The organism is Martelella sp. NC20, from assembly GCF_013459645.1.
GTDB lineage: Bacteria > Pseudomonadota > Alphaproteobacteria > Rhizobiales > Rhizobiaceae > Martelella.
The window spans coordinates 309,291-333,370 of the sequence record NZ_CP054861.1; the positions used below are offsets into that span (position 1 = coordinate 309,291).

Sequence of the window (24,080 nt, forward strand, 5' to 3'; positions counted from 1 at the left end):
AGCGGTTGGGAATCAACCAACGGACTCCTTTGATCCGATCAATCCACTAGAGTCTGTCAGGTTCAAATCGAACCAGACAGACTCTAGATTTATTTGTTTTCGTTTGTCTTTTCGGGAAAACCGGATTCCACTTTTCCCAGACAAACTCTAGCGAATTTCGCCCCGGACGGGTCCGCCGTCCTGGGCTTTGCAGCCTCAGCTATCCGGCTGGCACACGCGAATGCGGTGGCCATCGGGATCAGTGACCACGAATGTCGGGCCGAAAGCGGCCGTGACCAACGGCTGGATAACGGTCAGCCCATCCAGCTTCACCCGATCATACAACGCCTCGACGCCGCCCTCACCGGCCGCCATGATGCCGATTTCGGACGATCCCGGCCCGCCTTCAGCCGGCGGATGGGCCGTCGACTTGCGCCACAAGCCAAGCGTCAGTCCGGCATCAGTGGTGAGCGATGAAAAGCCATCGGAAAGCGCCATCGGCTTCAATCCGAGAAAGTCGGCGTAAAATCGGGCGCTCGCCTTCGGGTCTTCGACATAGAGAACGACAAGGTTGAAAGGAAGTGCGGTCATGGGTATCTCCTTCGTTTGCGGGAACGAGGAGACCCTTAATGCCTGCCGGTGACAGGTTCTGTCAGCAGCCTTCAGACATAATTCATCGTCCGTCGCCATTCGGCAAGCAGCACCGCGCGGCGTTTCGGATAGCGCTCGCCGGGCTCTGTCAGGCTTGCGATCCGGTCGGTGCGAAAATGCCGGAAATCCTGCCGCAACTCGCACCAGCCGAGAACGACGCGCACACTCTCGAAATAGGCAAGACCGAACGGCCAGATGATCCTTCGGGTGATCGCGCCGGCCTCATCGCTGTAGCCGATCTCGAGCTTTCTTTCATGGCGGATCGCGCTTCGGAGCGCCGGGATATCGGCCTTCTCCGCGGCAAGGGCGCGCGGACCGATGATCAGCGCCGTTTCGTCCACCATATCAGAGAGGCCGGGCGGCAGCACGGCCGTAATCTTGGCAAGCGCGGTCTCTGCGGCGGCGGAAAGCTTGGCGTCCGTTGCCTTGGCCACCCAGCGGCTGCCAAGCACCAGCGCCTCGATCTCCTCCTGCGAGAACATCATCGGCGGCAGCAGAAAACCGGGTCGCAGCACATAGCCGACGCCCGCCTCGCCCTCGATCGCCGCGCCCTGCGCCCTCAGGCTCGCGATATCGCGATAGAGCGTTCGAATGCTGATGCCGAGTTCACCGGCAAGCCGCGTGCCCGCAACCGGATAGCGATGGCCGCGCAACACCTGCAACAACGCCAGCAGCCGTTCCGAGCGCGAACCCGCCACTTCTATCGCCAGTCGAGGAAATCGCGCACCAGACGGAACGCGATCGCGCCTTCCGCCGGCGCGTTGATGCCGTCGGGATGCGTTCCGTCGACAATCGCGGCAAGCTCGGCGCGGGAGAACCAGCGACAGTCTTCAAGCTCGGCATCATCAGGTATGATATCGAAGTTTTCGGCCCTGCCATAACAGCCGAGCATCAGCGAATGCGGCATCGGCCACGGCTGGGAGGCGTGGTAGCGCACGGAACCGACGCGAATGCCGGATTCTTCCAGCGTTTCGCGCCTGACCGCGTCCTCGATGGTTTCGCCGGGCTCCAGAAAACCGGCGAGGCAGGAATAGCGGCCTGCCGGGAAATGCGGGCTGCGGCCGAGCAGCACCCGGTCGCCCGCCTCGTCCACGATCAGCATGATCACCACCGGGTCGGTGCGCGGAAACATCATGTTGCCGCAGGCCGTGCATTCGCGCCGGAAACCACCGGCGGCTGACCTTGATGGAGCCCCGCAGCGCCCGCAAAAGCGATGATTGTCGGTCCAGGCATTGAGGCTGACGGCGAGCGCGAAGGCGCCGAGGGTCGCCTCGCCCAGCAATTGCTCGCTATAGGCCGCGCGGGTGGTCAGCACCTTCAGATGTCCCGGAAGCGCTTCGGGATCGAGGCCGAGCGAAATCGAGATCAGCGGCGCGCCGCCCGGATCGCGCCCGAGCAGGATCGCGCTTTCGGGATCGGGGGAGAGCCCGGCCAGTTCGTAACGGGCAAAATAGGGATCGAGCACCTGGCGTTCATGCTTGACGATCGCCTTGCCGGCGGCAAAGCCGAAAAACCGGGCATTGGGCTCGGCGGCGGCCTTTTCCAGCGTCTCCTCGTCGCGGTGTTCGCTGTCGCGGATGATCCGGCAGCCGGCAAAGGCGGTCAGCGCGCTCGGGTCCTCATGCGGCCCGGCCTTGTGGAACTGTGATGTCATGAGTGTGCCATTGCCTCTGTAATCCTGCGCGCCAGCGCTTCGCTATCGTCCTCGGGCCGCGGCTCGGGCGTACCGTAGCCCCAGACCGGGCCCGGCCAATTGGCATCGCCCGCAAACCGGGCAACGATATGGACGTGGAGCTGGCGCACGATATTGCCGATCGCCGCGACGTTGATCTTGGCGGCGCCGGTAACGCCCGAAAGCGCCTTTGCGGCCTCGTTGACCTCGAAGGTCAGCATGGTCTGGTCGAGGGGCGCAAGCTGGAACATTTCCGTGATCCCGACGCGTTGCGGCACGGCCAGAAGCCATGGCCAGCGCGCATCGCGCATCAGCCGCAACTGGCAAAGCCCCAGATCGGCGATGGCCATGCTGTCCCGCTCGAGACGCGGGTCGATCTGAAATTCCTGCATGTCGTTCCTTCGTGATCCTCGATTCCATTTCTATCAAATGACGAGACGACGGCAAACGCTAATCCGTTCCGCCGTTGCGTCCGGCAGTCCTCCAGCCAGATTTTTTCGCCGCCACGCTTGCATTCACCGGCCGAATTGACGATATGTCCGGGCGGGAGGCTGGTGGTGGACGTGCCACTCGCCAACCGGGTCAGGTCCGGAAGGAAGCAGCCCCAACGAGCTGTGTACGGGTCATCGTGCCGGCCTCCCACCTTGCAGCCGGACCGCCGGTTATGACATTTCCTGTGTATTTTATCGGTAGTCTTGCCCGGCTTTCCCGTGACAGGGAGGCCGGCCGTCGATATCCTTGACCGTGGCGGCGCAAAGCGGCCGCAACATCACGTGGGTGGCAATGGCCGATAGCGAACATCAGCGCGAAAAAGATGCCGGATACCGCGTCCTGGCGCGCAAATACCGTCCCAAGGACTTCTCCGACCTGATGGTCGGCCAGGAGGCGATGGTGCGCACGCTGACCAACGCCTTCGAGACCGGCCGCATCGCGCAGGCCTATATGCTGACCGGGGTGCGCGGGGTCGGCAAGACGACAACCGCCCGCATCCTCGCCCGTGGCCTCAATTACAAGACCGACGCCGTCGACAAGCCGACGATCGAGCTGAAGGAGATCGGCGAGCATTGCCGGGCGATCATGGAAGGCCGCCATGTCGACGTGATCGAGATGGACGCCGCCTCCCATACCGGCATCGACGATATCCGCGAGATCATCGATCAGGTGCGCTACCGGCCGTCGACCGCGCGCTACAAGGTCTATATCATCGACGAGGTGCACATGCTCTCCAACCAGGCCTTCAACGGCCTGTTGAAGACGCTGGAAGAGCCGCCGGAGCATGTGAAATTCATCTTCGCCACCACCGAAATCCGCAAGGTTCCGATCACGGTGCTGTCGCGCTGCCAGCGATTCGACCTGCGCCGCATACCGGCCAGCGATCTGGTGCGGCTGTTTTCGACGATCTCCGCCAAGGAAGGCGTGACGGTCGAGGACGAGGCGATCCAGATGATCGCGCGCGCCGCCGAAGGCTCGGCCCGTGACGGGCTGTCGCTGCTGGACCAGGCGATTTCGCATGGCAGCGGGCGGGTGGAGGCGAGCGCCGTGCGCGCCATGCTCGGCCTTGCCGACCGCGCCCGGATCGTCGATCTGTTCGGCCATATCGTGAGCGGTGATGTCGCCGCAGCCCTTGCGGAATTTCAGGCGCAGTATGAGGCCGGGGCCAATCCGGTGGTCGTGCTCAACGACCTTGCCGATTTCACCCATCTGGTGACGCGGCTGAAATATGTGCCGGAAGGCGCGGAAGACGTGTCGCTGAGCGAGATCGAGCGCATGGAAGGAACCGGATTTGCCCAAAAGATCGCGGTTTCGGCGCTTTCACGCATCTGGCAGATGCTTTTGAAGGGCATTCCCGAGACCGAAAACGCCGCGCGGCCGTTCGGCGCGGCCGAAATGGTGCTGATCCGGCTGGCCCATGCCGCAAGCCTGCCCTCGCCCGAGGATGCCGCCCGCAGGCTTCTGGCGCTGGAGGAGGGCGGAGGAGCGCCGGCCGCCACGCCCGCAAGTTCGCAGCCCGCCGGCCGTCCTCAGGCATCCGCCGGACACGCCGGCGGCACAAACGCCGTTGCCACGCACAGATCCGAGGCATCGCCGCGACCATCGGCCACCGTGACCATGCTGCATCCGCAAAGCGCAGAGGCCCGCGCACCGGAAATGACGCCTGCGCCAGACGTTGCCGAAGACGAGCGGGAGCCTGCCCCCGAACCGCAAACGACCTCCGCGATCAAGTCGCTGCAGGACATCACCGACCTTTGCTCGAAGAACCGCGCGATCAAGATGCGTTCGGAGATCCGCAATTTCGTGCGGCTGGTGCGTCTTGAACCGGGCCGGCTGGAGGTCAACCTCCACCCCGGCACCTCCGCGACTTTCCTCAACGATCTCGGGGCGAAGCTTAGGGAATGGACCGGCGAAAGCTGGTTCGTCAGCCTCAGCAGGGAAGCCGGCGCGCCGACGCTGCTGGAGGCCGAGGAAGCCGAGCGCGAGCAGCGTTTCCGCGATGCCCGCGAGGACCCGGACATAGCGGCGATCCTGAAATTCTTCCCCGGCGCGGAAATCCGCGACGTCCGGGTGCGCGCCGACAGCGAGGCCGGCGATACGGCCGAAAGCGACGCACCCGACGCCGCCGTCAACGAAGACGGCGACGTGTTGCCGGAAGACGATATAGACGAATAGAAATCAACGATAACAACCAAGGAGACGACATGCGCGATCTGATGGGCATGATGGGCAAGGTCAAGGAAATGCAGGCCAAGATGGAGCAGTTGCAGGAAGATATTGCAGCAGCGCGCGTGGAAGGCGTGTCCGGCGGCGGCATGGTCACGGTCGAAATGACCGGCAAGGGCGAATTGCTGTCGATCAAGATCGACCCGACCCTGCTTTCCGGCGACGATGCCGAAATGCTGGAAGACCTGATCGTCGCAGCGCACCGCGACGCCAAGGATCGCGCCGATGAAAAGGCGCAGGAAATGACACAGGAAATCACCGCCGGTCTGCCGATCCCGCCCGGCATGAAGCTGCCGTTCTGAGGACAAGACCATGACGCTCGGCGCGCTCGCCCTGTTCGCCATCACGCTGTTCGTCGCCGCCGGTTCGCCGGGGCCGAGCGTTGCGGCACTCGTTGCCCGCGTCCTGTCGCGCGGGCACCGCGACGTATTGCCGTTTCTGGCGGCGATGTGGCTCGGAGAGGCGCTGTGGCTGACGCTTGCGGTGTTCGGTCTGGCAGCCGTCGCCACCGCCTTCCACGGCGTGTTCGTGGCGATCAAATGGGCGGGGATCGGCTATCTCGTGTGGCTAGCCTGGAAAATGTGGTTTGCCGAAACGGAAACCGCCGGCGCGGAACTGCCGCAGGCAACCTCCGGCTGGAAGATGTTCCTGACCGGCATCAGCATCACCATCGGCAATCCGAAAATCATGATGTTCTACGTGGCGCTGCTGCCGACGATCCTCGATCTCGGCAGCGTCACAGTGGTCGGCTGGGCGGAACTGACCGTCACCCTGCTGATGGTGCTCGCCGTCGTCGATCTTTCATGGGTGTTCATGGCCTCGAAGGCCCGAGGGCTACTGAAAAGCCCGCGCGCGATGAAAATCGCCAACCGCCTCAGCGCCGGCATGATCGGCGGCGCGGCCGTGGCGATCGCGACGCGATAATGATTCCATTGCAAGCCGCAATCAGTTAAAGCGCCACCATGGCAAAGCGTGTAACCGGCCCCGAAATCGAAAAACTGATCCAGCTTCTGGCGAAGGTGCCGGGGCTTGGGCCGCGTTCGGCGCGGCGCGCGGCACTGCACCTGATCAAGAAGCGCGACCTGCTGATGGGCCCGCTTTCAGGCGCGATGCAGGATGCCTATGACAAGGTCAAGATCTGCTCGACCTGCGGCAATGTCGATACATCCGATCCCTGCACCATTTGCACCGATCCGACCCGCGATCAGGGTCTCGTCATCGTGGTCGAGGATGTCGGCGATCTGTGGGCGCTGGAGCGGGCGGCGGCGCTGAACGCCGGCTATCACGTGCTCGGCGGCACGCTGTCGCCGCTCGACGGCGTCGGCCCGGACGACCTTTCCATCGCCGCCCTTGTCGACCGGGTGAAGACCGGCGAGGTCCGCGAGCTGATCATCGCCGTCAACGCCACGGTCGAGGGTCAGTCGACGGCGCATTACATCACCGACCAGCTCGACGGCCTCGACATCAAGGTGACCCGGCTTGCCCATGGCGTGCCGGTGGGCGGCGAGCTCGATTATCTCGACGAGGGCACGCTGGTGGCGGCGCTGAGGGCGCGCACGAGCCTGTAGCCTCGCCGCCGCGGCCCCTTCCCCGCCTTACCGACCGGCGGTCTCCACCAGTTGCACCAGGTCTTCACGGCCTGTCCATTGCAACGCGCTCCAGCCGAACGCCCTTGCCGCCTCGATATTCCTGAGCTGGTCGTCCACCAGAATATGGTCCGGCCGGGCAAAGCCGCTCTTGGCCTCCGCTGCTTTGAAAAACGCCGGATCCGGTTTCTTCGCGCCCACCGCCGCCGAATAGACGATGCCGTCGACGCGATCGGCAAGCTTCAGCCGCGCCATCAGGTAGTCCGCGCGCAGATGCTCCTGATTGGTGGCGAGAAAGATGCAGGTGCCGCCGGCGCGCAGCCGGTCGCAGGCGGCAAGCACATTGGGGTCAATCGCCGAATCGCGCTCGAACCAGTAGGCCAGGAAATCATCCGGCGAGACCGGGGACCCGAGCGCCGGCATGCACTCTTCCAGCACGTCGCGCAGCGCCTTCGTACCCTCGACGATCTCGGGCCAGTGCGGGATGAAGAAGTGGGTTTCGAGCAGCTTCGGGTCGATGCCGAGATCGCGTTCGATATCGCGCTCCCAGCCGTCAGGCGTATTGATGATGACGCCGTCGACGTCGAGCATCAGGCATTTGTTCATGTCCGCTCCCGCGCAATGTCCGTGCCCGTCATACCCTGCCATATCATCGCGGCAAAGCCCGGTGCTTGACAAACCAAACATATCCACTATTCTGGATTTATGGATGAAACACAGACAATCACGGCGCTGGCGGCCCTGGCACAATCAACGCGGCTTCAGACCTTCCGACTGCTTGTGGAAAGCGAACCGGACGGCATTGCCGCCGGCGAGCTTGCCCGAAGGCTCGACGTTCCGCAAAACACCATGTCGGCGCATCTGTCGACGCTGACCCGCGCGGGCATCGTCGTCGGTGAGCGGCAGGGACGCTCAATCATCTACCGGGCCGAACTGGAACGCTTCCGCGCCGTCGTGCTGTATCTGCTACGCGACTGCTGCGGCGGCAATCCGGATCTCTGCGCGCCGCTGATCGAAGGACTTGCACCTTGTTGCACCAATGCCGGACACGCCCACGAGGACAACCGAAATGACCGACCAAACCTATAACGTTCTGTTTCTCTGCACTGGAAACTCCGCCCGCTCGATCATGGCCGAATCGATCATGAACAAGGAAGGCGCCGGCCGCTTCCATGCCTTTTCCGCCGGCAGCAAGCCCAGGGGCGAGGTCCATCCGCTGGCCCTTGAGACCCTCGGGACCATGGGTTATCCGTCGGAAGGCTTCCGCTCCAAAAGCTGGGACGAATTTTCCGGGCCCGATGCCCCCGCGATCGATTTCATCATTACCGTCTGCGACAATGCCGCCGGCGAGAGCTGCCCGATCATGCGCGGCAGCGGCAGGCGCGCCCATTGGGGCGTCGAGGATCCCGCGAGCGTCGAGGGCACCGAAGACCAGAAACTGCGCGCCTTCGCCCAGACCGCGACCTTCCTGAAAAGCCGGATCATGGCGTTCCTCAACCTGCCCCACGAAACCATCGACGCCATGGCGTTGGACGCCCGCATGAAGCAGATCGGCGCCATGGACGGCACGACCGACAAGAGCGCGAAGGCCAGCTGACATGTCCACTTTCGAACGTTATCTGACCGTTTGGGTGGCGCTGTGCATCGTCGCCGGCGTTGCCCTCGGCCACGTCTTCCCGGCGGCGTTCCATGCCATCGGCGCAATCGAGATCGCCAAGGTCAACCTGCCGGTCGCCGTCCTGATCTGGCTGATGATCATTCCGATGCTGCTGCGCATCGACTTCTCGGCGCTCGCCGAGGTCGGCCGCCACTGGCGCGGCATCGGCGTCACGCTGTTCGTCAACTGGGCGGTCAAGCCGTTTTCCATGGCGTTGCTCGGCTGGCTGTTCATCGGCTGGCTGTTCCGGCCTTATCTGCCCGCCGACCAGATCGATTCCTATATTGCCGGGCTGATCATTCTGGCAGCCGCCCCCTGCACCGCCATGGTGTTTGTCTGGTCGAACCTGACCCGGGGCGAACCGCACTTCACGCTCTCGCAGGTGGCCCTCAACGACGCGATCATGATCGTCGCCTTCGCGCCGATCGTGGCGCTGCTGCTGGGCCTGTCGGCCATTACCGTGCCATGGGGCACGCTGGTGCTGTCGGTCGCGCTCTACATCATCATTCCGGTGATCATTGCCCAGTTGATCCGCCGGGCGCTGCTGGCGGGCGGCTCATCCGCGCGGCTCGACGGTCTTCTGGCGCGGCTGCAGCCGGCCTCGCTGGTGGCCCTGCTTGCGACGCTGGTGCTGCTGTTCGGCTTTCAGGGCGAACAGATCATTGCACAGCCGATGATCATCGCGCTGCTGGCCGTGCCGATCCTGATCCAGGTCTATTTCAACTCCGGCCTTGCCTATCTGCTCAACCGGGCAGCAGGCGAGCAGCATTGCGTGGCGGGCCCCTCGGCCCTGATCGGCGCCTCGAATTTCTTCGAGCTTGCCGTTGCCGCCGCCATCAGCCTGTTCGGGTTCAACTCGGGCGCGGCCCTTGCCACCGTTGTCGGGGTGCTGATCGAGGTTCCGGTCATGCTCTCCGTGGTGTTCATCGTCAATCGCAGCAAGGGCTGGTATGAGAGCGGCGCGGCGGTTTCCCGCAACGCCGAACGCGGCAACCTTCACCGCCCGAGCAGCGAATCCAGCGCCTCGTAGCTGACCGGATTGTCCGGGCACAGGCCAAGACCGCACTCGGCAAGCGTCGACACGCCATTGCCGAGCGCCATCGCGGCGAACAACACCACGGCGACAAGGCCAAGCCCGGACAGTTTGCGCGCGGGCGCTGTCGCAAACCCGCCGAGAACCAGCATGATTGCCGAGCCGAACACGACCACCGAGAACAGCACGAAGGCCCAGGTGTAGAAATGCAGGCCGAGAAAGGGATCGCCGTAGCCGCCGGTGCCCGGCACCACATGAAGCGCGACCTGGCGCAGCGCCGCAATGGCGCCCGCGACCGCGCCAAGGATCATCAGCCCGTAATGGCGCGGTTTCACGCCGAGGATGACGTTCAGCGCCAGGCCGACGCCGACCAGCACGAAGCCCGCGCGCTGCAGCAGGCAGAGCGGGCAGGGAAGCTCGCCCTCTGCAAACTGCGCATAAAAGGCAAACAGCAGCACGATCGAAATCGCGACAAGCGCGAGCGCATTCAGAAGATTGGCAAGTCGTTCGCTCATGACGTCCCTCACAGTCCCAGATCAAGGGTATCGGTGGCGTGGAAACGGTACAGCACGAGGACCGTGACCACCCCCAGGATCGTGACGGCCACGGCCGCCCCCTGCCTGCCGCGCGCCGCCAGGTAGAGCGCCGCCGCACCCATGAAGAACGGTAAAGCCATCATCTCGAAAATTCCCTCTGATCGATGTTCCTGTAATCCATGGCAGGCTTTACCGGTTCGGGCAAGCGAAGGCGCAGACCAATACTGGCAACAAATTGCAGCAACCGATTCCCCTTTGCCCCGATCTGGTTTAGGCATAGGCGCAACCAAACCCGCTGCAAGAGACATTCCATGACCCTCCGTAAAGCCCATGAACTCCCCTACAGGCCGAATGTCGGCGTGATGATCCTGAACCGCGCGGGCCAGATCTGGCTGGGACGCCGGCTCTCGGAAAACAATTCGGAAGCCGACGGCTCGCCGCAGCTCTGGCAGATGCCCCAGGGCGGCATCGATCCGGGTGAAACGCCGATCGCGGCGGCCATCCGCGAGCTTTACGAGGAGACCGGCATCAGGTCGGTGGAACTCATCGCCGAATCCGCCGGCTGGATCAATTACGACCTGCCCGACCACCTGATCGGCATCGGCCTGCGCGGAAAATTCCGGGGCCAGACCCAGAAATGGTTCGTCTTCCGCTTCCTGGGCGACGACGGCGAAATCACCATCGATCCGCCGCCGGAAGGCCATGAACGCGAGTTCGACGCCTGGCAATGGGTCGATATCGAAACCCTGCCCGCACTGATCGTCGCCTTCAAGCGCGCGGTGTATGAAAAGGTGGTCGACGAGTTCCGGCATCTGGCCGGCTGATACACAACGAAAAAGGCCCGGAACAAGCCGGGCCTTCGAAAATCATGCGAAAATGCCTGAGAAAGCTTACTCGGCCTTCTCGCTGGATTCCGCGTTGAGCTGCGCGTATTTCGCGTCGCCGAGCGAATCCAGCAGTTCGAGCTGCGTTTCGAGAAAGTCGATATGACCTTCCTCGTCGATCATCAGTTCCTCGAACAGTTTCATGCTGACGTAATCGCCAGCCTCGTGACAGATGTCGCGGGATTCCTTGTAGGAATTGCGCGCTTCATATTCGCCGGCGAGGTCGGATTCAAGCACTTCCCTGACGGTCTGGCCGATTCGCAGCGGAGCCACGGTCTGCAGATTGGGATGACCTTCGAGGAAAATGATGCGGTCGATCAGCTTGTCGGCATGGTGCATTTCCTCGATCGACTCGGCCCGCTCCTTGGCGGCCAGCTTCGTCAGACCCCAGTCTTTGACGAGACGGTAATGCAGCCAGTACTGATTGACGGCGCCGAGCTCAAGAAACAGAGCTTCGTTCAGCCGTTCGATAACCTTTTTGTCGCCTTTCAATATCCGCTCTCCTGTTCTTTTGGTGGAACTCTTTGAGGCGGCTCAAAAAATCACAGATTTCCGCTTCGGTCGAGTCACGATTCTTATGGTATGACTCGGTTGTGCGGACAATGATATCGGCGACATTCGGGAAACATCCGCAGCAGCGGCCACGCTTGGCCATGCGGTGATACACTTTCGCGGGAACAACAAGCTGCCAGCAGTCCTCGTCGAGCAGTTCGACGATGGTCTGTTCAATTTCCTTCTGGGTAATGAAATTGCAACTGCAAACCAGCATGCTTCCACCATTGACATTCGTCTCTGATGAGAGGTGTTGTGCTAAAGGCGAGGCTGATTGTCAAGATTAAACTGCCGGCCCGGTCTCACAAAGGCTTGAACCGCGCCCAAGGTCAATTGCTCGACAAATGGAGTCAGTTGGCCGCGGCAAGCGCGCATGGGTCGATCCCATAGGCGGGCGCGCATCCGGCCTTTCCCGCGGCAACGCTGCCGGGAGCGGCCAGTGAAGCCGCCATGATCATCAATGCCGCGCCTGCGAACAAAACAGCGATAGACTTACCCATCGTTCCAGAGACCTTTTTGATACGAACCCGCTTGATCATCTTCGCGATGACTTTTCAATAAACAGTAAAGGCGCAACTACTGTGACAGGTTCCGGAATGTGGCGAAATTTTGTGGAAATGTGCGCGGGATATGCACCCGCGCCATTATTCCGTCAAGCGGTTTTCCCGAACTGGCCGTGCTGACGGTACTGAACGAGGTAAGTTTGCAACACCACCTCAAGCTGCGCCGGACGGATGCCGAGGCCGCTGAGGGTGCGCCCCTCCGCTTCCGCCTCGTCGGAGACGATATTGTCGGCCTTCAGCAGCTTGACCTGATCGGCCGTCAACGGCGGCGCAACGAACGGAATGAGGCCGGCGATGCCGCCGAACAGTGACGCGAGGCCGAACGGCATGGAGAGGAGCGCCCGCTTGCGGCCGGTCACCTTCAGCACCAGTTCGAGACATTCGCGGAACGTCAGCACATCGCGGCCGCCGAGTTCGTAGACCGTGCCGGCCTGAAGCTTGCCTTCGACGGAGCGCGCGATCACTTCGGCAACGTCTCCGACATAGACCGGCTGGAACTTCGTCTCGCCGCCGCCGATCAGCGGCAGGATCGGCGAAAGCAGGGACATCTTTCCGAACTTGTTGAAGAAATCGTCCTCGGGGCCGAAGATGATCGAGGGCCGCACGATCACCGCATCCGGACAGATCTCGCGGATCGAGGCTTCCGCCTCGCCCTTGGAGCGGGCGTAATCGGAGGGGCTGTCAGCATCGGCGCCGATGGCGGAGACGTGGGTGAGCCCAGCCCCTGCGGCGCGGGCAGCCTCGGCCACGAGGCGCGCGCCCTCCGTCTGCACCGCATCGAAGCCGTTCTTGCCGCTTTCAAACAGGATGCCGACGCAATTGACGACATGGTCGGCGCCGTGCACGGCGCGGCGGACCGAATCTTCATAGCGCAGATTGGCCTGGATGAAGGTGATCTGGCCGACATTGCCGAGCGGCTGGAGAAACAGCGCGAGATCGGGGCGACGGACCGCGACGCGGATGCGATATCCCCGTTTGGCGAGCGCCCGGACGACATAGCGACCGACAAAACCGGAACCGCCGAAGACCGTGACCAGCGGGGGGATGTTCGATAGCGTCATGGCAAGCCTCTAGTTTGGATGATCGCTTTCCCTTAGCCCAATCTCCGCCCAAGGTGAAGGGACAAGACGTCGCGGCGGTTAATATCATACCACCGAAAACGGCCCTGCGTGGCCCCGGCGGCGCAGGCATCAGCCGTTCGCGGCCTCCAGCATCTCTGCCTGGATATCATCGACAATCCGCCGAGCGGCGGCTTTCGGGTCGTCGGCATTGACGATCGGACGGCCGACCACGAGATGGCTGGCGCCGGCGGCGATCGCCTTACGCGGCGTCATCACCCGCTTCTGGTCGTCGGCAACGGAGCCCGCGGGACGGATGCCCGGCGTCACCAGCGCCATTTCGGGGCCGATCACACCGCGCACCAGCCGGGCTTCGGCGGCCGAACAGACAACCCCGCCCATGCCCGCCTCGGCCGCCTGACGGGCGCGCCTTTCCACAAGAGCGGTGGCGGTAACGTTATAGCCGGCTTCGATCAGGTCTTCATCGTCCATCGAGGTCAGTACGCTGACGCCGAGCAGGCAGAGTTGCGAGCCGGCCGCCGCCGCGACCGCCGCGCGCATCGCCTTCGGATAGGCATGCAGCGTCAGCATCGTCACCCCCATCTTCGCGATGCTCTCGACGCCCTTCGCAACCGTGTTGTCGATATCGAGGAGCTTCATGTCGAGGAAGACCTGCTTGCCGTCCTCGGCCAGTTCGCGCGCCAGCGAAAGCCCGCCGGCGAAGACGAGCTGGTAACCGATCTTGTAGAAGGAAACGGTATCGCCGAGGGTTTCGACCATGGTTTCGGCCGCGGCCACGGTTGGAACATCGAGGCTTAGGATGAGGCGATCGCGTGCAGGCATGTCATGGCTCCTTCGTCTCGTTTCACCGCGACTGAAGTCGCATAAAAACGGCCGCGCGCAAAGCGAAAAAGGCCCGGGTCTGCGGCCGAGGCCTCCGTTAAACCCGCATCGGCATCAGCACGTAGAGCGCATTCTGGTTGTCGGTGTCGCGCACCAGCGTGGGCGAGCCGGCATCGGCGAACAGGAACACCGCCTCGTCGCCGGTGAGCTGGCCGGTGATGTCGAGCAGATATTTGGCGTTGAAGCCGATATCCATCGGCTCGCTGTCATAGCCGACGGCAAGCTCGTCCGTGGCGCTGCCCGAATCGGGGTTGTTGACGGTGAGCGTGAGCTGGCCTTCCGCAAGCGACAGCTTGACCGCGCGCCCGCGTTCGGACGAGACGGTCGAAACGCGGTCGACGGCCCTGGTGAAATCGGCACAGTCGATGCGCATCTCGCGGTCGTTATTGGCGGGAATCACGCGCTGGTAATCCGGGAAGGTGCCGTCGATCAGCTTCGAGGTGATGATCACCGACCCGATGGTGAAGCGGATCTTGGCATCGGAAACCTCGACCGCGACGATCACGTCGGGATCATCGAGCAGCTTCTGCAGTTCGCCGACCGTCTTGCGCGGAATGATCACGCCCGGCATGTTTTCGCAGCCCGACGGTGCGTCGATCTCGGCGCGCGCCAGGCGGTGGCCGTCTGTCGCAACCGCGCGCAGTTTCAGCGCCTTGCCCTCGGCCATGGCGTGGAAAAAGATGCCGTTCAGGTAGTAGCGCGTCTCCTCGGTCGAGATCGCGAACTGGGTGCGGTCGATCAGCATCTTCAGATCGCTCGCCTTCAGCTTGAAGGCGTGGCTGAACGCGCCGGCGGTCAGATCGGGAAAATCCTCCTGCGGCAGGCATTGCAGCGAGAACTTGGATTTGCCCGAGGCGACCGAAATCGTCTGGCCGTCCGTGGCGGTCGCAAGCGAGACCTCGGCGCCATCGGCAAGCTTGCGCACGATTTCGTAGAGCAGATGGGCCGGCACGGTGGTCGCGCCCGCCTGCTCGACCATGGCCGCCGTCTTCTCGGTGATTTCGAGATCGAGGTCGGTCGCCTTCATCTCCAGATCGCCGCCCTCGGCCTTGAGCAGGACATTGGAGAGAATCGGAATGGTGTTGCGCCGCTCGACCACGCGATGCACGTGGTTCAGGGACTTCAGCAGGTTGGATCTCTCAAGCGTGATACGCATGACTTTCGCTTTCACTCTTATTACGCGGACGGCGACGGGCATGCGCCGCAGGGGCGCAGGCGGGCTGACAAAATGACAGCAAATCCGGCCCGATTGCAAGGGGCGAGCCGCCCTCCATCCCCAGTGATTGCAGGCTGGGCCTTTCCTCCCCTTGCGGCCTCCGCTGCGCCATGGTCAAACGGACGGTGAAAATACCGGGAAAATGACGATGGACGACAACAGCAATCGGTTCGAAATCGCGGGCCATTCGATCGAGGCGCGGCCGCTCTCGCCGGCGCTCTATCTGGTGGCGACCCCGATCGGCAATCTCGGCGACATCACCATCCGCGCGCTGGAGACGATCGCCGGCGCCGATATTCTCGCCTGCGAGGATACCCGCGTCACCCGCAAGCTTCTCGATCGTTTCGCGATCCGCAAGCGGCCCTATGCCTATCACGAGCACAACGCCGAAAAGGCGGGCGAAAAGCTGATGGAGGCCCTGCGCGCGGGCAAGACCGTGGCGCTGGTTTCCGACGCCGGTACGCCGCTGGTTTCCGACCCCGGTTACAGGCTGGCGCAGCATGCGATTGAAGAGGGCATCGCCGTGGTGCCGATCCCGGGCGCTTCCGCGCCGCTTGCGGCCCTTGTGGGCGCGGGCCTGCCGAGCGATGCATTCCTGTTCGCCGGTTTCCTGCCGAGCAAGGACAAGGCGCGCCGCGACCGGCTTGCCGAACTGGCCGAGGTGCCGGCAACGCTCGCCTTCTTCGAATCCCCCCACCGCATCGCCGCCACGCTTGAGGCGGCAGCCGATGTGCTTGGCGGCGAGCGGCCGGCCGCCGTCTGCCGCGAACTGACCAAGACCCACGAGACCTTCCGGCGCGGAACGCTTATGGACCTTGCGGAAAGCTATCGCGGCGAGACGGTCAAGGGCGAGATCGTGCTGCTGATCGGCCCGCCGCTTGCCGAGGCGGCCCCGGAGGCCGGCGACGTGGCCGCGCTGTTGGAGGCGCTTGCCGCCGATATGCCAACGGCCAAGGCTGCCGCGGAGGCGGCAAGGCAGACCGGCCTGCCACGCAAGGATCTCTACCGGCAGCTTCTGGCAATGAAGAATGGCTGACGCGCCGAAGAAGCGCCGGAAGGCCGAACGGCGCGGCCGCTTCGCCGAAGGCGTCGCGGTCCTCTATCTGCGGTTCAAGGGCTACCGCATTGTCGCCACCCGTTACAAAACCCATGCCGGCGAGATCGATATCATCGCCCGAAGGGGCGATCTGGCAGTCTTCGTCGAGGTCAAGGCGCGGCGCGCGGCGCAAGTGGCGGTCGATGCCGTGACCCCTTCCGCAATGCGCCGCATCCGCGCGGCCTCGGATGTCTGGCTGTCGCGCCAGGCCGACGCACACCGGCTGTCGCAGCGCTACGACATCGTCGCCTGCCTTCCGGGCCGGCTGCCGCGGCATTTTCCCGACGCTTTCTGACCCGGAACCCGCGGTTTAACAATTCTGCAACAAAACCGTCGTCTGCCCGTCACAGCACGGGGCTACCCCGGCGATCATCATCGCAGCCGATGATTTTCGAACCGGGGAATTTGATCATGAAGAAATTCGTTCTGGCCGCGCTTGTCGCCGGCCTTTCCACTTCGAGCGCTCTCGCCGCCACCGACATCACCTGGTGGCATGGCATGGGCGGCAAGAACCAGGAGATCATCAACGAGATCTCCAAGCGCTTCAATGAAAGCCAGGATGCCTGCAGCCTGACGCCGGTTTCCAAGGGCACCTACGAGGAAGCGCTTGCTTCCGGCATCGCCGCCTTCCGCTCCGGCGAACAGCCCAACATTCTTCAGGTGTTCGATGCCGGCGCTGCCACCATCATGAACGCCAAGGGCGCCGCCGTCCCGGCTGAAGACCTCATCAAGAACGCCGGCTACGACTTCAACCGCGAGAACTTCATCGAGGGCGTACGCTATTTCTACGCTGACGCCGATGGCAAATTCGTCGGCATGCCGTTCAACTCCTCGGCTCCGATCATGTACATCAACACCGAGGCTTTCGAGAAAGCCGGCGTCGAGCCGCCCAAGACCTGGGAAGAGTTCGAGGCCGTCGCTCCCGCCCTCAAGGATGCCGGTTACATCCCGCTCGTCCAGTCGCAGTTGACCTGGGAAATGACCGAGAACTTCTTCTCGCGCAACAATCTCCAGTTCGCGACCAACAACAACGGCTATGACAGCGTCGAAGGCACCGAAATCCTCGTCAACACGCCTGAGCATGTCATGATGTATGAGAAGCTCAAGGAATGGTACGACGAAGGCTATTTCGGTTATTTCGGCGCCGGCTGGTCCGACAACCAGAAGCCTTTTGAGGAAAACAAGGTAGCGCTCTGGGTCGGCTCTTCCGGTTCCTTCGGCGGTCTCCAGAGCACCGCCCAGATGCCGTTCTCGGCGACCTTCCTGCCCTATTGGAACGCGATCGACGGCGCCGGCACCAACTCCTTCATCGGCGGCGCGGCGCTGTTTGCCCTTTCCGGCAAGTCCGACGACCAGAACAAGTGCACCGCCGACTTCTTCGAATTCCTGACCTCGCCGGAAATCCAGTATTTCTGGCACAAGTCCACCGGTTATGTTCCGGTCACCACCGCCGCCTATGAACTGGCCAAGGAAGACGGCTGGTACAACGAACAGCCGGTTGCCGAGGTCGGCATCCAGCAGCTGTCGCTGCCGGGCGGCGAATGGTCCAAGGGCTACCGCATGGGCTTCTACCCGCAGATCCGCGAAGTGATGGAACGCGAATACAACAAGATCTTCGCCGGCGAGACCTCGGTTGAAGATGCGATGGCAACGATCGAGCAGGAAGGCAATGCCCTTCTCGCCCGCTTCGCCAAGACCGCGACCAATTAAGGGGCCTACCCTTGTCGCTGACGGTCCGGGGGCTAACGCCCCCGGATTTTGGCGCATCCAGGGAGGATGTGAGGGCTACCGTCCGAAGCCGGCGATTTTTTGCGTTTAAACCCGCATCAGGTTCCCGACTTCACGATGAGCGACCACCTTTCGGCTCGTCATGCTCGGGCCTGTCCCGAGCATCTAATCACCTCCGTCGCGAGAGGAGTGAGCGTGTCCGGAAGCGTCGCCTCGCACGCCGTGCTCTAACCCGCATACGCCCGTCGTGCGGTTGTGTGCTTGGATCCTCGGGTCAAGCCCGAGGATGACGCCGGTGGGGCGGGAGCGCGAACGCTCCGACCGTAACAGGAAAACACTATGAAGCGCGTCCAGTTCTCATCGCCCCTGCTGCCCTATCTTTTCGTGCTGCCGCAGATGGCGATCATCGTGGTCTTCTTCTACTGGCCATCGGCGCAGGCGATCCGTTCGTCCTTCTTTCTCGAGGACCCGTTCGGTTTCGGCGAGACCTTCGTCGGTTTCGACAATTACGCCGATGCGCTGACCTCCTCCTACTATCTGCATGTCGCGCAGTTCACCGTGATCTTCACCATCATCGTGACCTTCCTGTCGCTCTCGCTCGGGCTGCTGCTGGCCTCCAAGGCCGATGACGTCATCCGCGGGTCGAGCAGCTACAAGACGCTGCTGATCTCGGTCTATGCGATCGCGCCGCCGGTTGCGGGCCTCCTGGGCATGATGTTCTTCGACCAGCATATCGGCCCGTTCGTGAAGTTTGCCTCCTGGTTCGGCTGGGACATGAAGGTCGGCATCGACTATTACGACACCGCCTTTGCGATGATCACAGTCGCGGTATGGAAACAGATCCCTTACAATTTCATCTTCTTCCTGTCCGGGCTGCAATCGATCCCGGTGTCCGTGCGCGAGGCGGCGGCGATCGACAACCGCTCGCGCTTCGGCCGGTTTTGGACCGTGACGCTGCCGCTTCTGGCGCCGACGGCGTTCTTCCTGCTGATCATCAACATGACCTATTCGCTGTTCGACACGTTCGGCATCATCGACGTGATCGTCAAGGACAAGGCCGCCAACAACCCGATCACGCTGGTCTACAAGGTCTATATGGACGGCTTCCGCGGCAATGATATCGGCGGCTCGGCGGCGCAATCGGTGATCCTGATGATCATCGTCCTGGCGCTTACCTTCTTCCAGTTCCGCTTCATCGAGCGGCGCGTCCACTACAATTGAGGCCGGCGCCATGCACAGAACCAAACTGATCGACCATATCATTCTGCTGTTCGGCGTGTTCATCATGATCGGCCCGGTCTTCGTGGCGTTCATGACCTCCACCCACAATGCGCTCGACGTTCATATGAACGGCCTGCAGGTGAGCTGGGGCGGCGATTTCGTCGAGACCTACACGGAACTGTTAACCCGCAAGGGCGGCTTCACCGGCGAGGTGACCGGCGCGCGCATGGTGATGAATTCCTTCATCCTCGGCATCGGCTTCGCCGTCGGCAAGATCGTTCTTTCGATGCTGGCCGCCTATGGCCTCGTCTATTTCCGCTCGCGGTTTTCGACGCTGTTCTTCTGGATGATCTTCACCACGCTGCTGCTGCCGCTCGAAGTGCGCATCCTGCCCTCCTACGACGTGATGACCAAGCTTGGCCTGATCAACACCTATACCGGCCTGATCGTGCCGCTTCTGGCATCGGCCACCGGTACGTTCTTCTTCCGCCAGTTCTTCAAGTCGATCCCCGATGAACTGCTGGAAGCCGCCCGCATCGATGGCGCCGGGCCGATAAAATTCTTCATCGACATTCTGGTGCCGCTGTCGAAGACGATGATCGCCGCGATCTTCATCATCATGTTCGTCTATGGCTGGAACCAGTATCTGTGGCCGATGATCATGACCAATGACGAGAGCTTCTACACGCTGGTGCGCGGCATCAAGCAGATCCTGCTGGTCTGGGTCGGCTCCCAGATCCCCGAATATAATCAGGCCTTCGCCCTTGCCGTGCTCGCCATGCTGCCGCCCGTTCTGATGGTGGTGATCTTCCAGAGCTGGTTCATCAAGGGCCTGACCGAAAGCGACAAATAGGAACAGCGACGATGTCAGCAATCGAAATCTCTAAGGTTTCAAAGATCTATGCCGGCGATCAGCGCGCGGTCGACGCCGTCGATATCGTGATCGCCGATGGCGAGTTCATCGTGCTGGTCGGCCCGTCCGGCTGCGGCAAGTCGACCCTGCTGCGCATGGTGGCGGGCCTTGAGACCATCACCGAGGGCGAGGTCAGGATCGCCGGCAAGGTGGTCAACAAAAAGGACCCGGCCGAGCGCGATATCGCCATGGTGTTCCAGAACTACGCGCTCTATCCGCACATGACGGTCTACAACAACCTCGCCTACGGCCTGAAAAATCGCGGTACGCCGAAGGCCGAAATCGAGGAACGGGTCGCGGAAGCCGCCCGCATGCTGGAGCTTGAGCCCTATCTGGAACGCAAGCCGCGCGCGCTTTCCGGCGGCCAGCGCCAGCGCGTGGCCATGGGTCGGGCGATCGTGCGCAAGCCCGCCGCCTTCCTGTTCGACGAGCCGCTGTCGAACCTCGACGCCAAGCTGCGCGTTTCGATGCGCGGCGAGATCAAGCACCTGCAGAAGCGTCTCGGCACCACCTCGATCTACGTCACCCACGACCAGCTTGAGGCGATGACGCTGGCCGACCGGCTGGTGGTGCTGAACGGCGGCAGGATCGAGCAGATCGGCACGCCGCTCGATGTCTATCACAAGCCAGCCTCCACCTTCGTCGCCAACTTCATCGGCTCGCCGGCGATGAACCTGGTTGAGGGCAAGCTTACTGAAGGCCGGCTCACGATCGGCGACAACAGCATGCAATTTTCAAGCGCGCCGCCCGCCGATGGCCCGGTCACCGTCGGCATCCGCCCGGAAGACCTGCAGCCGACGACGGGCGCCGGCCTCAAGGCCCGGCTCGACTATGTCGAGGAACTCGGCGCCACAAGGCTTGCCCATTGCCTGACCGGCGGCGAGCGGCTGACCGCGGCCCTTTCCCCCGAGATACCGCTTGCCGACGAACTCACCTTCGCGGTGTTGCCGGAAAAGCTGCATTTCTACGACCACGCCACCGGAAAGCGGCTTTCGAACGCCTGAGCGTTGCCTGCGATTGCCAAGGGGCGACGCGATCACTAAATATCGTGTCGCCTTAACCGAACCGGGACACACTTTTCATGGCCGCAATCAAGAACGTCGCCGTCCAGATGGACCATATCTCCACCGTCAAGATTGCCGGCGATTCGACCTTTGCCATGAGTCTCGAGGCCCAGAACCGGGGCTACCGGCTGTTTCACTACACGCCGGACCGGCTGAGCCTGCGCGACGGCAAGGTGTTTGCGAGCGTCGAACCGATGACGCTGCGCGACATCGAAGGCGATCACTATACCCTCGGCGCGCCGGACAGGATCGATCTTTCGACCATGGATGTGGTGCTGCTGCGCCAGGACCCGCCCTTCGACATGGCCTATATCACCGCCACCCATCTGCTGGAGCGCATCCACCCGAAGACGCTGGTGGTCAATGATCCGGCCTGGGTGCGCAATTCGCCGGAGAAGATCTTCGTCACCGAATTCACCGACCTGATGCCGCCGACGCTGATCACCAGGGATGTCGGCGAAATCCGGCGTTTCCGCGAGGAGATGGGCGATATCATCCTGAAGCCGCTTTACGGCAATGGCGGCGCGGGCGTGTTTCATTCCACCCGCGACGACCGCAATTTCACATCGCTTCTGGAAATGTTCGCACAGATGTTCCGCGAGCCCTATATCGCACAGGCCTATCTGCCCGCCGTGCGCAAGGGCGACAAGCGCATCATCCTGATCGACGGCGAATTCGCCGGCGCGATCAACCGGGTGCCGGCCGAGACCGACAGCCGCTCCAACATGCATGTCGGCGGCCGAGCGGAGGCCGCCGAACTGACCGAGCGCGAGAAGGAAATCTGCGCCCGTATCGGCCCTTCGCTGAAGGAACGCGGTTTTATCCTGGTCGGCATCGATGTCATCGGCGACTATATGACGGAAATCAACGTCACCTCGCCCACCGGCATCCGCGAGGTCAAGAAATTCGGCGGCGCCGATATCGCCAGCCTGATGTGGGACGCGATCGAGAACAAGCGCCTATGAGCGCTGGCCAACAAGCGCTTCCTGCGTGAGACGTGCGCGGACCTCGCTCTTTTGCGCGTCGATCATGCCCGAAATCAGGAACAGGTCGACAAGCCACCAGATGCCCCAGGCGCCGAGCATCACGAAACCGATCATGAAAACGGTCGTGAGCCAGCCGACGACATAGAGCAACAGCATGGCAATGCCGGAGCCCGACCGGCCAAGATAGAACCGGTGGGCGCCGGCCCAGCCCACGAAAAACCACAGCAGATAGGCCGCGGCGGGAGACTTCGCGCTGTTGGTCACGCGCTGCTCGATCAGGATTTGTTCTTCGGTCGTCAGTCCCATAGCGGCCCCTTCAAGACAGTCGCAAGAGATGTATCCACGGGTTTCGCGATTGTCCATAGCCGGCCAAGGCCGGGGAAGATGAAAAGTTCTTCTTTTGTTCTTGCATGTAAACGGGAATTGTGGAATCCTTGCAACCTGAGGGTACGGGCAAGCGGGCGGGATGGTCATGGTTTCACGTGTTCATACGGTAGCATTTCAGGGCATTGAAGGCGTTCCGGTCGACGTGCAGGTCATGGTCGCGCCCGGCAAGATCGGCATGCAGATCGTCGGCCTGCCGGACAAGGCCGTCGCCGAAAGTCGGGAACGGGTGCAGGCGGCCCTGCATGCCACGGGCCTTGCGCTTCCGCCCAAGAGGGTGACCGTGAACCTTGCGCCCGCGGACCTGCCAAAGGAGGGCTCGCATTTCGATCTTGCGATCGCGCTCGGACTGATGGCGGCGCTCGGGGCCATTCCTGCCGATGCACTTTCCGGCTATGTGGTGATCGGCGAACTGAACCTCGACGGCACGATCGCGAGCGTTGCCGGCGCCCTTCCCGCCGCGATTGCCGCCAACGCGCTCGACAAGGGCCTGATCTGCCCGGCCGATTGCGGACCCGAGGCCGCCTGGGCAAGCGCGGATATCGATATTCTGGCGCCCAAGAGCCTGATCGGCATCGCCAATCATTTCAAGGGTACGCAGGTGCTTTCCCGACCGCATCCGGCGGTGCGCGCGGCCGCACTCGATCTGCCGGACCTTGCCGACATCAAGGGGCAGGAGAGCGCCAAGCGCGCGCTTGAAGTGGCCGCGGCCGGCGGGCACAACCTTCTGATGGTCGGCCCTCCGGGTGCTGGAAAATCCATGCTCGCCGCCCGGCTGCCCTCGATCCTGCCGCCGCTTCTGCCGCAGGAACTGCTCGACATGTCGATGGTCCACTCGATCGCCGGCAAGCTCGCCGGCGGCAGATTGTCGGACCGCCGGCCCTTCCGGGCACCGCATCATTCCGCAAGCATGGCCTCGCTGGTCGGCGGCGGGTTCAAGGCGCGGCCGGGCGAGGCCTCGCTCGCCCATCACGGCGTGCTGTTCCTCGACGAATTTCCGGAGTTCTCGCCGCAGGCGCTCGATGCGCTGCGCCAGCCGCTGGAGAGCGGCGAATGCGTGATCGCGCGCGCCAATCATCGCGTTTCATATCCCGCCGCCTTCCAGCTTGTCGCGGCGATGAACCCGTGCCGTTGCGGCATGGCGGGCGAGCCCGGCCATAGCTGCGCGCGCGGACCGCGCTGCGCCGCCGACTATCAGGCCCGCATATCCGGCCCGCTGATGGACAGGATCGATATCCGCATCGACGTGCCCGCCGTCAGCGCCATCGACCTGATCGGCGCCAAATCGACCGGCGAGGCCAGCAGCGCGGTCGCGCGAAGGGTGGAACGCGCCCGCAACGCCCAGCGCGAGCGCTTTGCCGCGCTCGACGTAACGGCGACAACGGTCAACGCCCGCTGTTCGGCGAACCTCATCGAAAAGCTCGCCGAACCCGATGCCGCGGGTCTTGCGCTGCTGCGCGAGGCGGCGGAGAAGATGCGGTTTTCCGCGCGCGGCTATCACCGCGTCCTCAAGGTCGCCCGCACGATCGCCGATCTCGACGGCAAGGCACAGGTCGGCCGCATGCATATCGGCGAGGCGATCGCCTATCGCGTCGCAATGTCCGAGAGGACCGGCGCCATCGCCTGATGGCGGTCGCGCGGCGTGACGCTCCACCGCCGCGCATCGGCCCCGATACGACG

Annotated in this window: 30 protein-coding genes and 1 other RNA gene; 17 read left to right on the plus strand and 14 right to left on the minus strand. The window is 63.0% G+C overall.

The annotated features are described in order from the left end of the window. Positions 1-195: 195 nt before the first annotated feature. The 4 genes from HQ843_RS01475 to HQ843_RS01490 all read right to left on the minus strand — a co-directional run bounded on the left by HQ843_RS01475 (position 196) and on the right by HQ843_RS01490 (position 2,694). Complete coding sequence (locus HQ843_RS01475) at positions 196-570, minus strand: VOC family protein (protein ID WP_180900156.1); 375 nt, start codon at positions 568-570, stop codon at positions 196-198. A 71-nt stretch (positions 571-641) separates the two neighbouring features. After that, entirely contained in the window at positions 642-1,328 is a 687-nt protein-coding gene (locus tag HQ843_RS01480; protein WP_180900155.1) for a helix-turn-helix transcriptional regulator, read from the minus strand. Between the two features lie 2 nt (positions 1,329-1,330). Beyond that, positions 1,331-2,284, minus strand: a complete 954-nt coding sequence (nudC, locus tag HQ843_RS01485) for an NAD(+) diphosphatase (protein WP_180900154.1) — start codon at positions 2,282-2,284, stop codon at positions 1,331-1,333. Continuing rightward, positions 2,281-2,694, minus strand: coding sequence for an HIT domain-containing protein (locus HQ843_RS01490; protein ID WP_180900153.1), 414 nt, complete (start codon positions 2,692-2,694; stop codon positions 2,281-2,283). The genes nudC and HQ843_RS01490 overlap by 4 nt, the downstream gene beginning before the upstream one ends. A gap of 154 nt (positions 2,695-2,848) precedes the next feature. On the opposite strand from HQ843_RS01490, the gene ffs reads away from it, so the two are divergent. The 5 genes from ffs to recR all read left to right on the plus strand — a co-directional run bounded on the left by ffs (position 2,849) and on the right by recR (position 6,588). Further along, an RNA gene (ffs, locus tag HQ843_RS01495) (signal recognition particle sRNA small type) lies at positions 2,849-2,945 on the plus strand. 140 nt (positions 2,946-3,085) lie between these two features. Further along, on the plus strand, positions 3,086-4,969 hold the full coding sequence (locus HQ843_RS01500; protein WP_180900152.1) for a DNA polymerase III subunit gamma/tau: 1,884 nt from the start codon (positions 3,086-3,088) through the stop codon (positions 4,967-4,969). A gap of 29 nt (positions 4,970-4,998) precedes the next feature. After that, on the plus strand, positions 4,999-5,322 hold the full coding sequence (locus HQ843_RS01505) for a YbaB/EbfC family nucleoid-associated protein (RefSeq protein ID WP_180900151.1): 324 nt from the start codon (positions 4,999-5,001) through the stop codon (positions 5,320-5,322). A gap of 10 nt (positions 5,323-5,332) precedes the next feature. Beyond that, entirely contained in the window at positions 5,333-5,944 is a 612-nt protein-coding gene (locus tag HQ843_RS01510; RefSeq protein ID WP_180900150.1) for a LysE family translocator, read from the plus strand. A 38-nt stretch (positions 5,945-5,982) separates the two neighbouring features. Then, the gene (gene recR / locus HQ843_RS01515) at positions 5,983-6,588 is read left to right on the plus strand and encodes a recombination mediator RecR (RefSeq protein ID WP_180900149.1); all 606 of its coding nucleotides are present in this window, start codon (positions 5,983-5,985) and stop codon (positions 6,586-6,588) included. A gap of 27 nt (positions 6,589-6,615) precedes the next feature. Here the strand turns inward: recR and HQ843_RS01520 are convergent, their stop codons facing one another. Next, positions 6,616-7,212: an HAD-IA family hydrolase gene (locus HQ843_RS01520; protein ID WP_180900148.1), complete on the minus strand. Its 597-nt coding sequence runs from the start codon at positions 7,210-7,212 to the stop codon at positions 6,616-6,618. Positions 7,213-7,311: 99 nt separating this feature from the next. Here HQ843_RS01520 and HQ843_RS01525 point away from each other — a divergent pair, with 99 nt between their 5' ends. Genes HQ843_RS01525 through arsB form a run of 3 tightly spaced genes read left to right on the plus strand, consistent with a single transcriptional unit; the run spans position 7,312 to position 9,293 of the window. After that, a complete protein-coding gene (locus tag HQ843_RS01525) occupies positions 7,312-7,695 on the plus strand; it encodes an ArsR/SmtB family transcription factor (RefSeq protein ID WP_180900147.1) in 384 nt (127 codons plus the stop codon). Next, positions 7,676-8,203 (plus strand): arsenate reductase ArsC, encoded by a 528-nt coding sequence (locus HQ843_RS01530; protein ID WP_180900146.1) that lies wholly within the window; start codon positions 7,676-7,678, stop codon positions 8,201-8,203. The genes HQ843_RS01525 and HQ843_RS01530 overlap by 20 nt, the downstream gene beginning before the upstream one ends. Position 8,204: 1 nt before the next feature. Beyond that, entirely contained in the window at positions 8,205-9,293 is a 1,089-nt protein-coding gene (arsB, locus tag HQ843_RS01535; protein WP_180900145.1) for an ACR3 family arsenite efflux transporter, read from the plus strand. Here arsB and HQ843_RS01540 read toward each other — a convergent pair. Together HQ843_RS01540 and HQ843_RS01545 are read right to left on the minus strand one after the other, a co-directional pair. Continuing rightward, on the minus strand, positions 9,260-9,811 hold the full coding sequence (locus HQ843_RS01540) for a disulfide bond formation protein B (RefSeq protein ID WP_180900144.1): 552 nt from the start codon (positions 9,809-9,811) through the stop codon (positions 9,260-9,262). The genes arsB and HQ843_RS01540 overlap by 34 nt on opposite strands. An 8-nt stretch (positions 9,812-9,819) precedes the next feature. Beyond that, a complete protein-coding gene (locus tag HQ843_RS01545; protein ID WP_180900143.1) occupies positions 9,820-10,140 on the minus strand; it encodes a DUF5993 family protein in 321 nt (106 codons plus the stop codon). 3 nt (positions 10,141-10,143) lie between these two features. Between HQ843_RS01545 and HQ843_RS01550 the strand changes: the two genes are divergently transcribed. Next, positions 10,144-10,656, plus strand: coding sequence for an RNA pyrophosphohydrolase (locus HQ843_RS01550; RefSeq protein WP_180900142.1), 513 nt, complete (start codon positions 10,144-10,146; stop codon positions 10,654-10,656). Between the two features lie 66 nt (positions 10,657-10,722). On the opposite strand, the gene bfr is transcribed toward HQ843_RS01550, so the two are convergent. From bfr to dnaN, 6 genes are all read right to left on the minus strand, one after another. Continuing rightward, the gene (gene bfr, locus HQ843_RS01555) at positions 10,723-11,208 is read right to left on the minus strand and encodes a bacterioferritin (RefSeq protein WP_180900141.1); all 486 of its coding nucleotides are present in this window, start codon (positions 11,206-11,208) and stop codon (positions 10,723-10,725) included. After that, positions 11,156-11,485, minus strand: coding sequence for a (2Fe-2S)-binding protein (locus HQ843_RS01560; protein ID WP_180900140.1), 330 nt, complete (start codon positions 11,483-11,485; stop codon positions 11,156-11,158). Before HQ843_RS01560 ends, bfr begins: the two co-directional genes overlap by 53 nt. 133 nt (positions 11,486-11,618) lie before the next feature. Further along, positions 11,619-11,807, minus strand: coding sequence for a hypothetical protein (locus tag HQ843_RS01565; RefSeq protein ID WP_180902337.1), 189 nt, complete (start codon positions 11,805-11,807; stop codon positions 11,619-11,621). Between the two features lie 113 nt (positions 11,808-11,920). After that, the gene (locus HQ843_RS01570) at positions 11,921-12,892 is read right to left on the minus strand and encodes a complex I NDUFA9 subunit family protein (RefSeq protein WP_180900139.1); all 972 of its coding nucleotides are present in this window, start codon (positions 12,890-12,892) and stop codon (positions 11,921-11,923) included. A gap of 129 nt (positions 12,893-13,021) precedes the next feature. Continuing rightward, the gene (gene pyrF / locus HQ843_RS01575; protein ID WP_180900138.1) at positions 13,022-13,732 is read right to left on the minus strand and encodes an orotidine-5'-phosphate decarboxylase; all 711 of its coding nucleotides are present in this window, start codon (positions 13,730-13,732) and stop codon (positions 13,022-13,024) included. 97 nt (positions 13,733-13,829) lie between these two features. Further along, positions 13,830-14,948 carry a DNA polymerase III subunit beta gene (gene dnaN / locus HQ843_RS01580; protein WP_180900137.1) on the minus strand — a complete coding sequence of 373 codons (1,119 nt, stop codon included), beginning with the start codon at positions 14,946-14,948 and terminating at the stop codon, positions 13,830-13,832. Positions 14,949-15,150: 202 nt separating this feature from the next. Between dnaN and rsmI the strand changes: the two genes are divergently transcribed. The 7 genes from rsmI to gshB all read left to right on the plus strand — a co-directional run bounded on the left by rsmI (position 15,151) and on the right by gshB (position 21,995). Further along, positions 15,151-16,044, plus strand: coding sequence for a 16S rRNA (cytidine(1402)-2'-O)-methyltransferase (gene rsmI, locus HQ843_RS01585; protein ID WP_180900136.1), 894 nt, complete (start codon positions 15,151-15,153; stop codon positions 16,042-16,044). Further along, complete coding sequence (locus HQ843_RS01590) at positions 16,037-16,399, plus strand: YraN family protein (RefSeq protein WP_180900135.1); 363 nt, start codon at positions 16,037-16,039, stop codon at positions 16,397-16,399. Before rsmI ends, HQ843_RS01590 begins: the two co-directional genes overlap by 8 nt. Before the next feature lie 116 nt (positions 16,400-16,515). Then, the gene (locus HQ843_RS01595) at positions 16,516-17,814 is read left to right on the plus strand and encodes an extracellular solute-binding protein (protein WP_371822090.1); all 1,299 of its coding nucleotides are present in this window, start codon (positions 16,516-16,518) and stop codon (positions 17,812-17,814) included. A gap of 357 nt (positions 17,815-18,171) precedes the next feature. Beyond that, positions 18,172-19,053, plus strand: a complete 882-nt coding sequence (locus HQ843_RS01600; protein WP_180900134.1) for an ABC transporter permease subunit — start codon at positions 18,172-18,174, stop codon at positions 19,051-19,053. Positions 19,054-19,063: 10 nt separating this feature from the next. Beyond that, positions 19,064-19,906, plus strand: coding sequence for an ABC transporter permease subunit (locus HQ843_RS01605; protein WP_180900133.1), 843 nt, complete (start codon positions 19,064-19,066; stop codon positions 19,904-19,906). Positions 19,907-19,917: 11 nt separating this feature from the next. After that, positions 19,918-20,970 carry a sn-glycerol-3-phosphate import ATP-binding protein UgpC gene (locus HQ843_RS01610; RefSeq protein ID WP_180900132.1) on the plus strand — a complete coding sequence of 351 codons (1,053 nt, stop codon included), beginning with the start codon at positions 19,918-19,920 and terminating at the stop codon, positions 20,968-20,970. 77 nt (positions 20,971-21,047) lie between these two features. Next, a complete protein-coding gene (gene gshB, locus HQ843_RS01615) occupies positions 21,048-21,995 on the plus strand; it encodes a glutathione synthase (RefSeq protein ID WP_180900131.1) in 948 nt (315 codons plus the stop codon). Here gshB and HQ843_RS01620 read toward each other — a convergent pair. Further along, a complete protein-coding gene (locus HQ843_RS01620) occupies positions 21,990-22,322 on the minus strand; it encodes a TM2 domain-containing protein (RefSeq protein WP_180900130.1) in 333 nt (110 codons plus the stop codon). The two genes, gshB and HQ843_RS01620, sit on opposite strands and share 6 nt — an antisense overlap. A gap of 166 nt (positions 22,323-22,488) precedes the next feature. Between HQ843_RS01620 and HQ843_RS01625 the strand changes: the two genes are divergently transcribed. Next, a complete protein-coding gene (locus HQ843_RS01625; RefSeq protein WP_180900129.1) occupies positions 22,489-24,027 on the plus strand; it encodes a YifB family Mg chelatase-like AAA ATPase in 1,539 nt (512 codons plus the stop codon). The last annotated feature ends 53 nt before the right edge of the window (positions 24,028-24,080 follow it).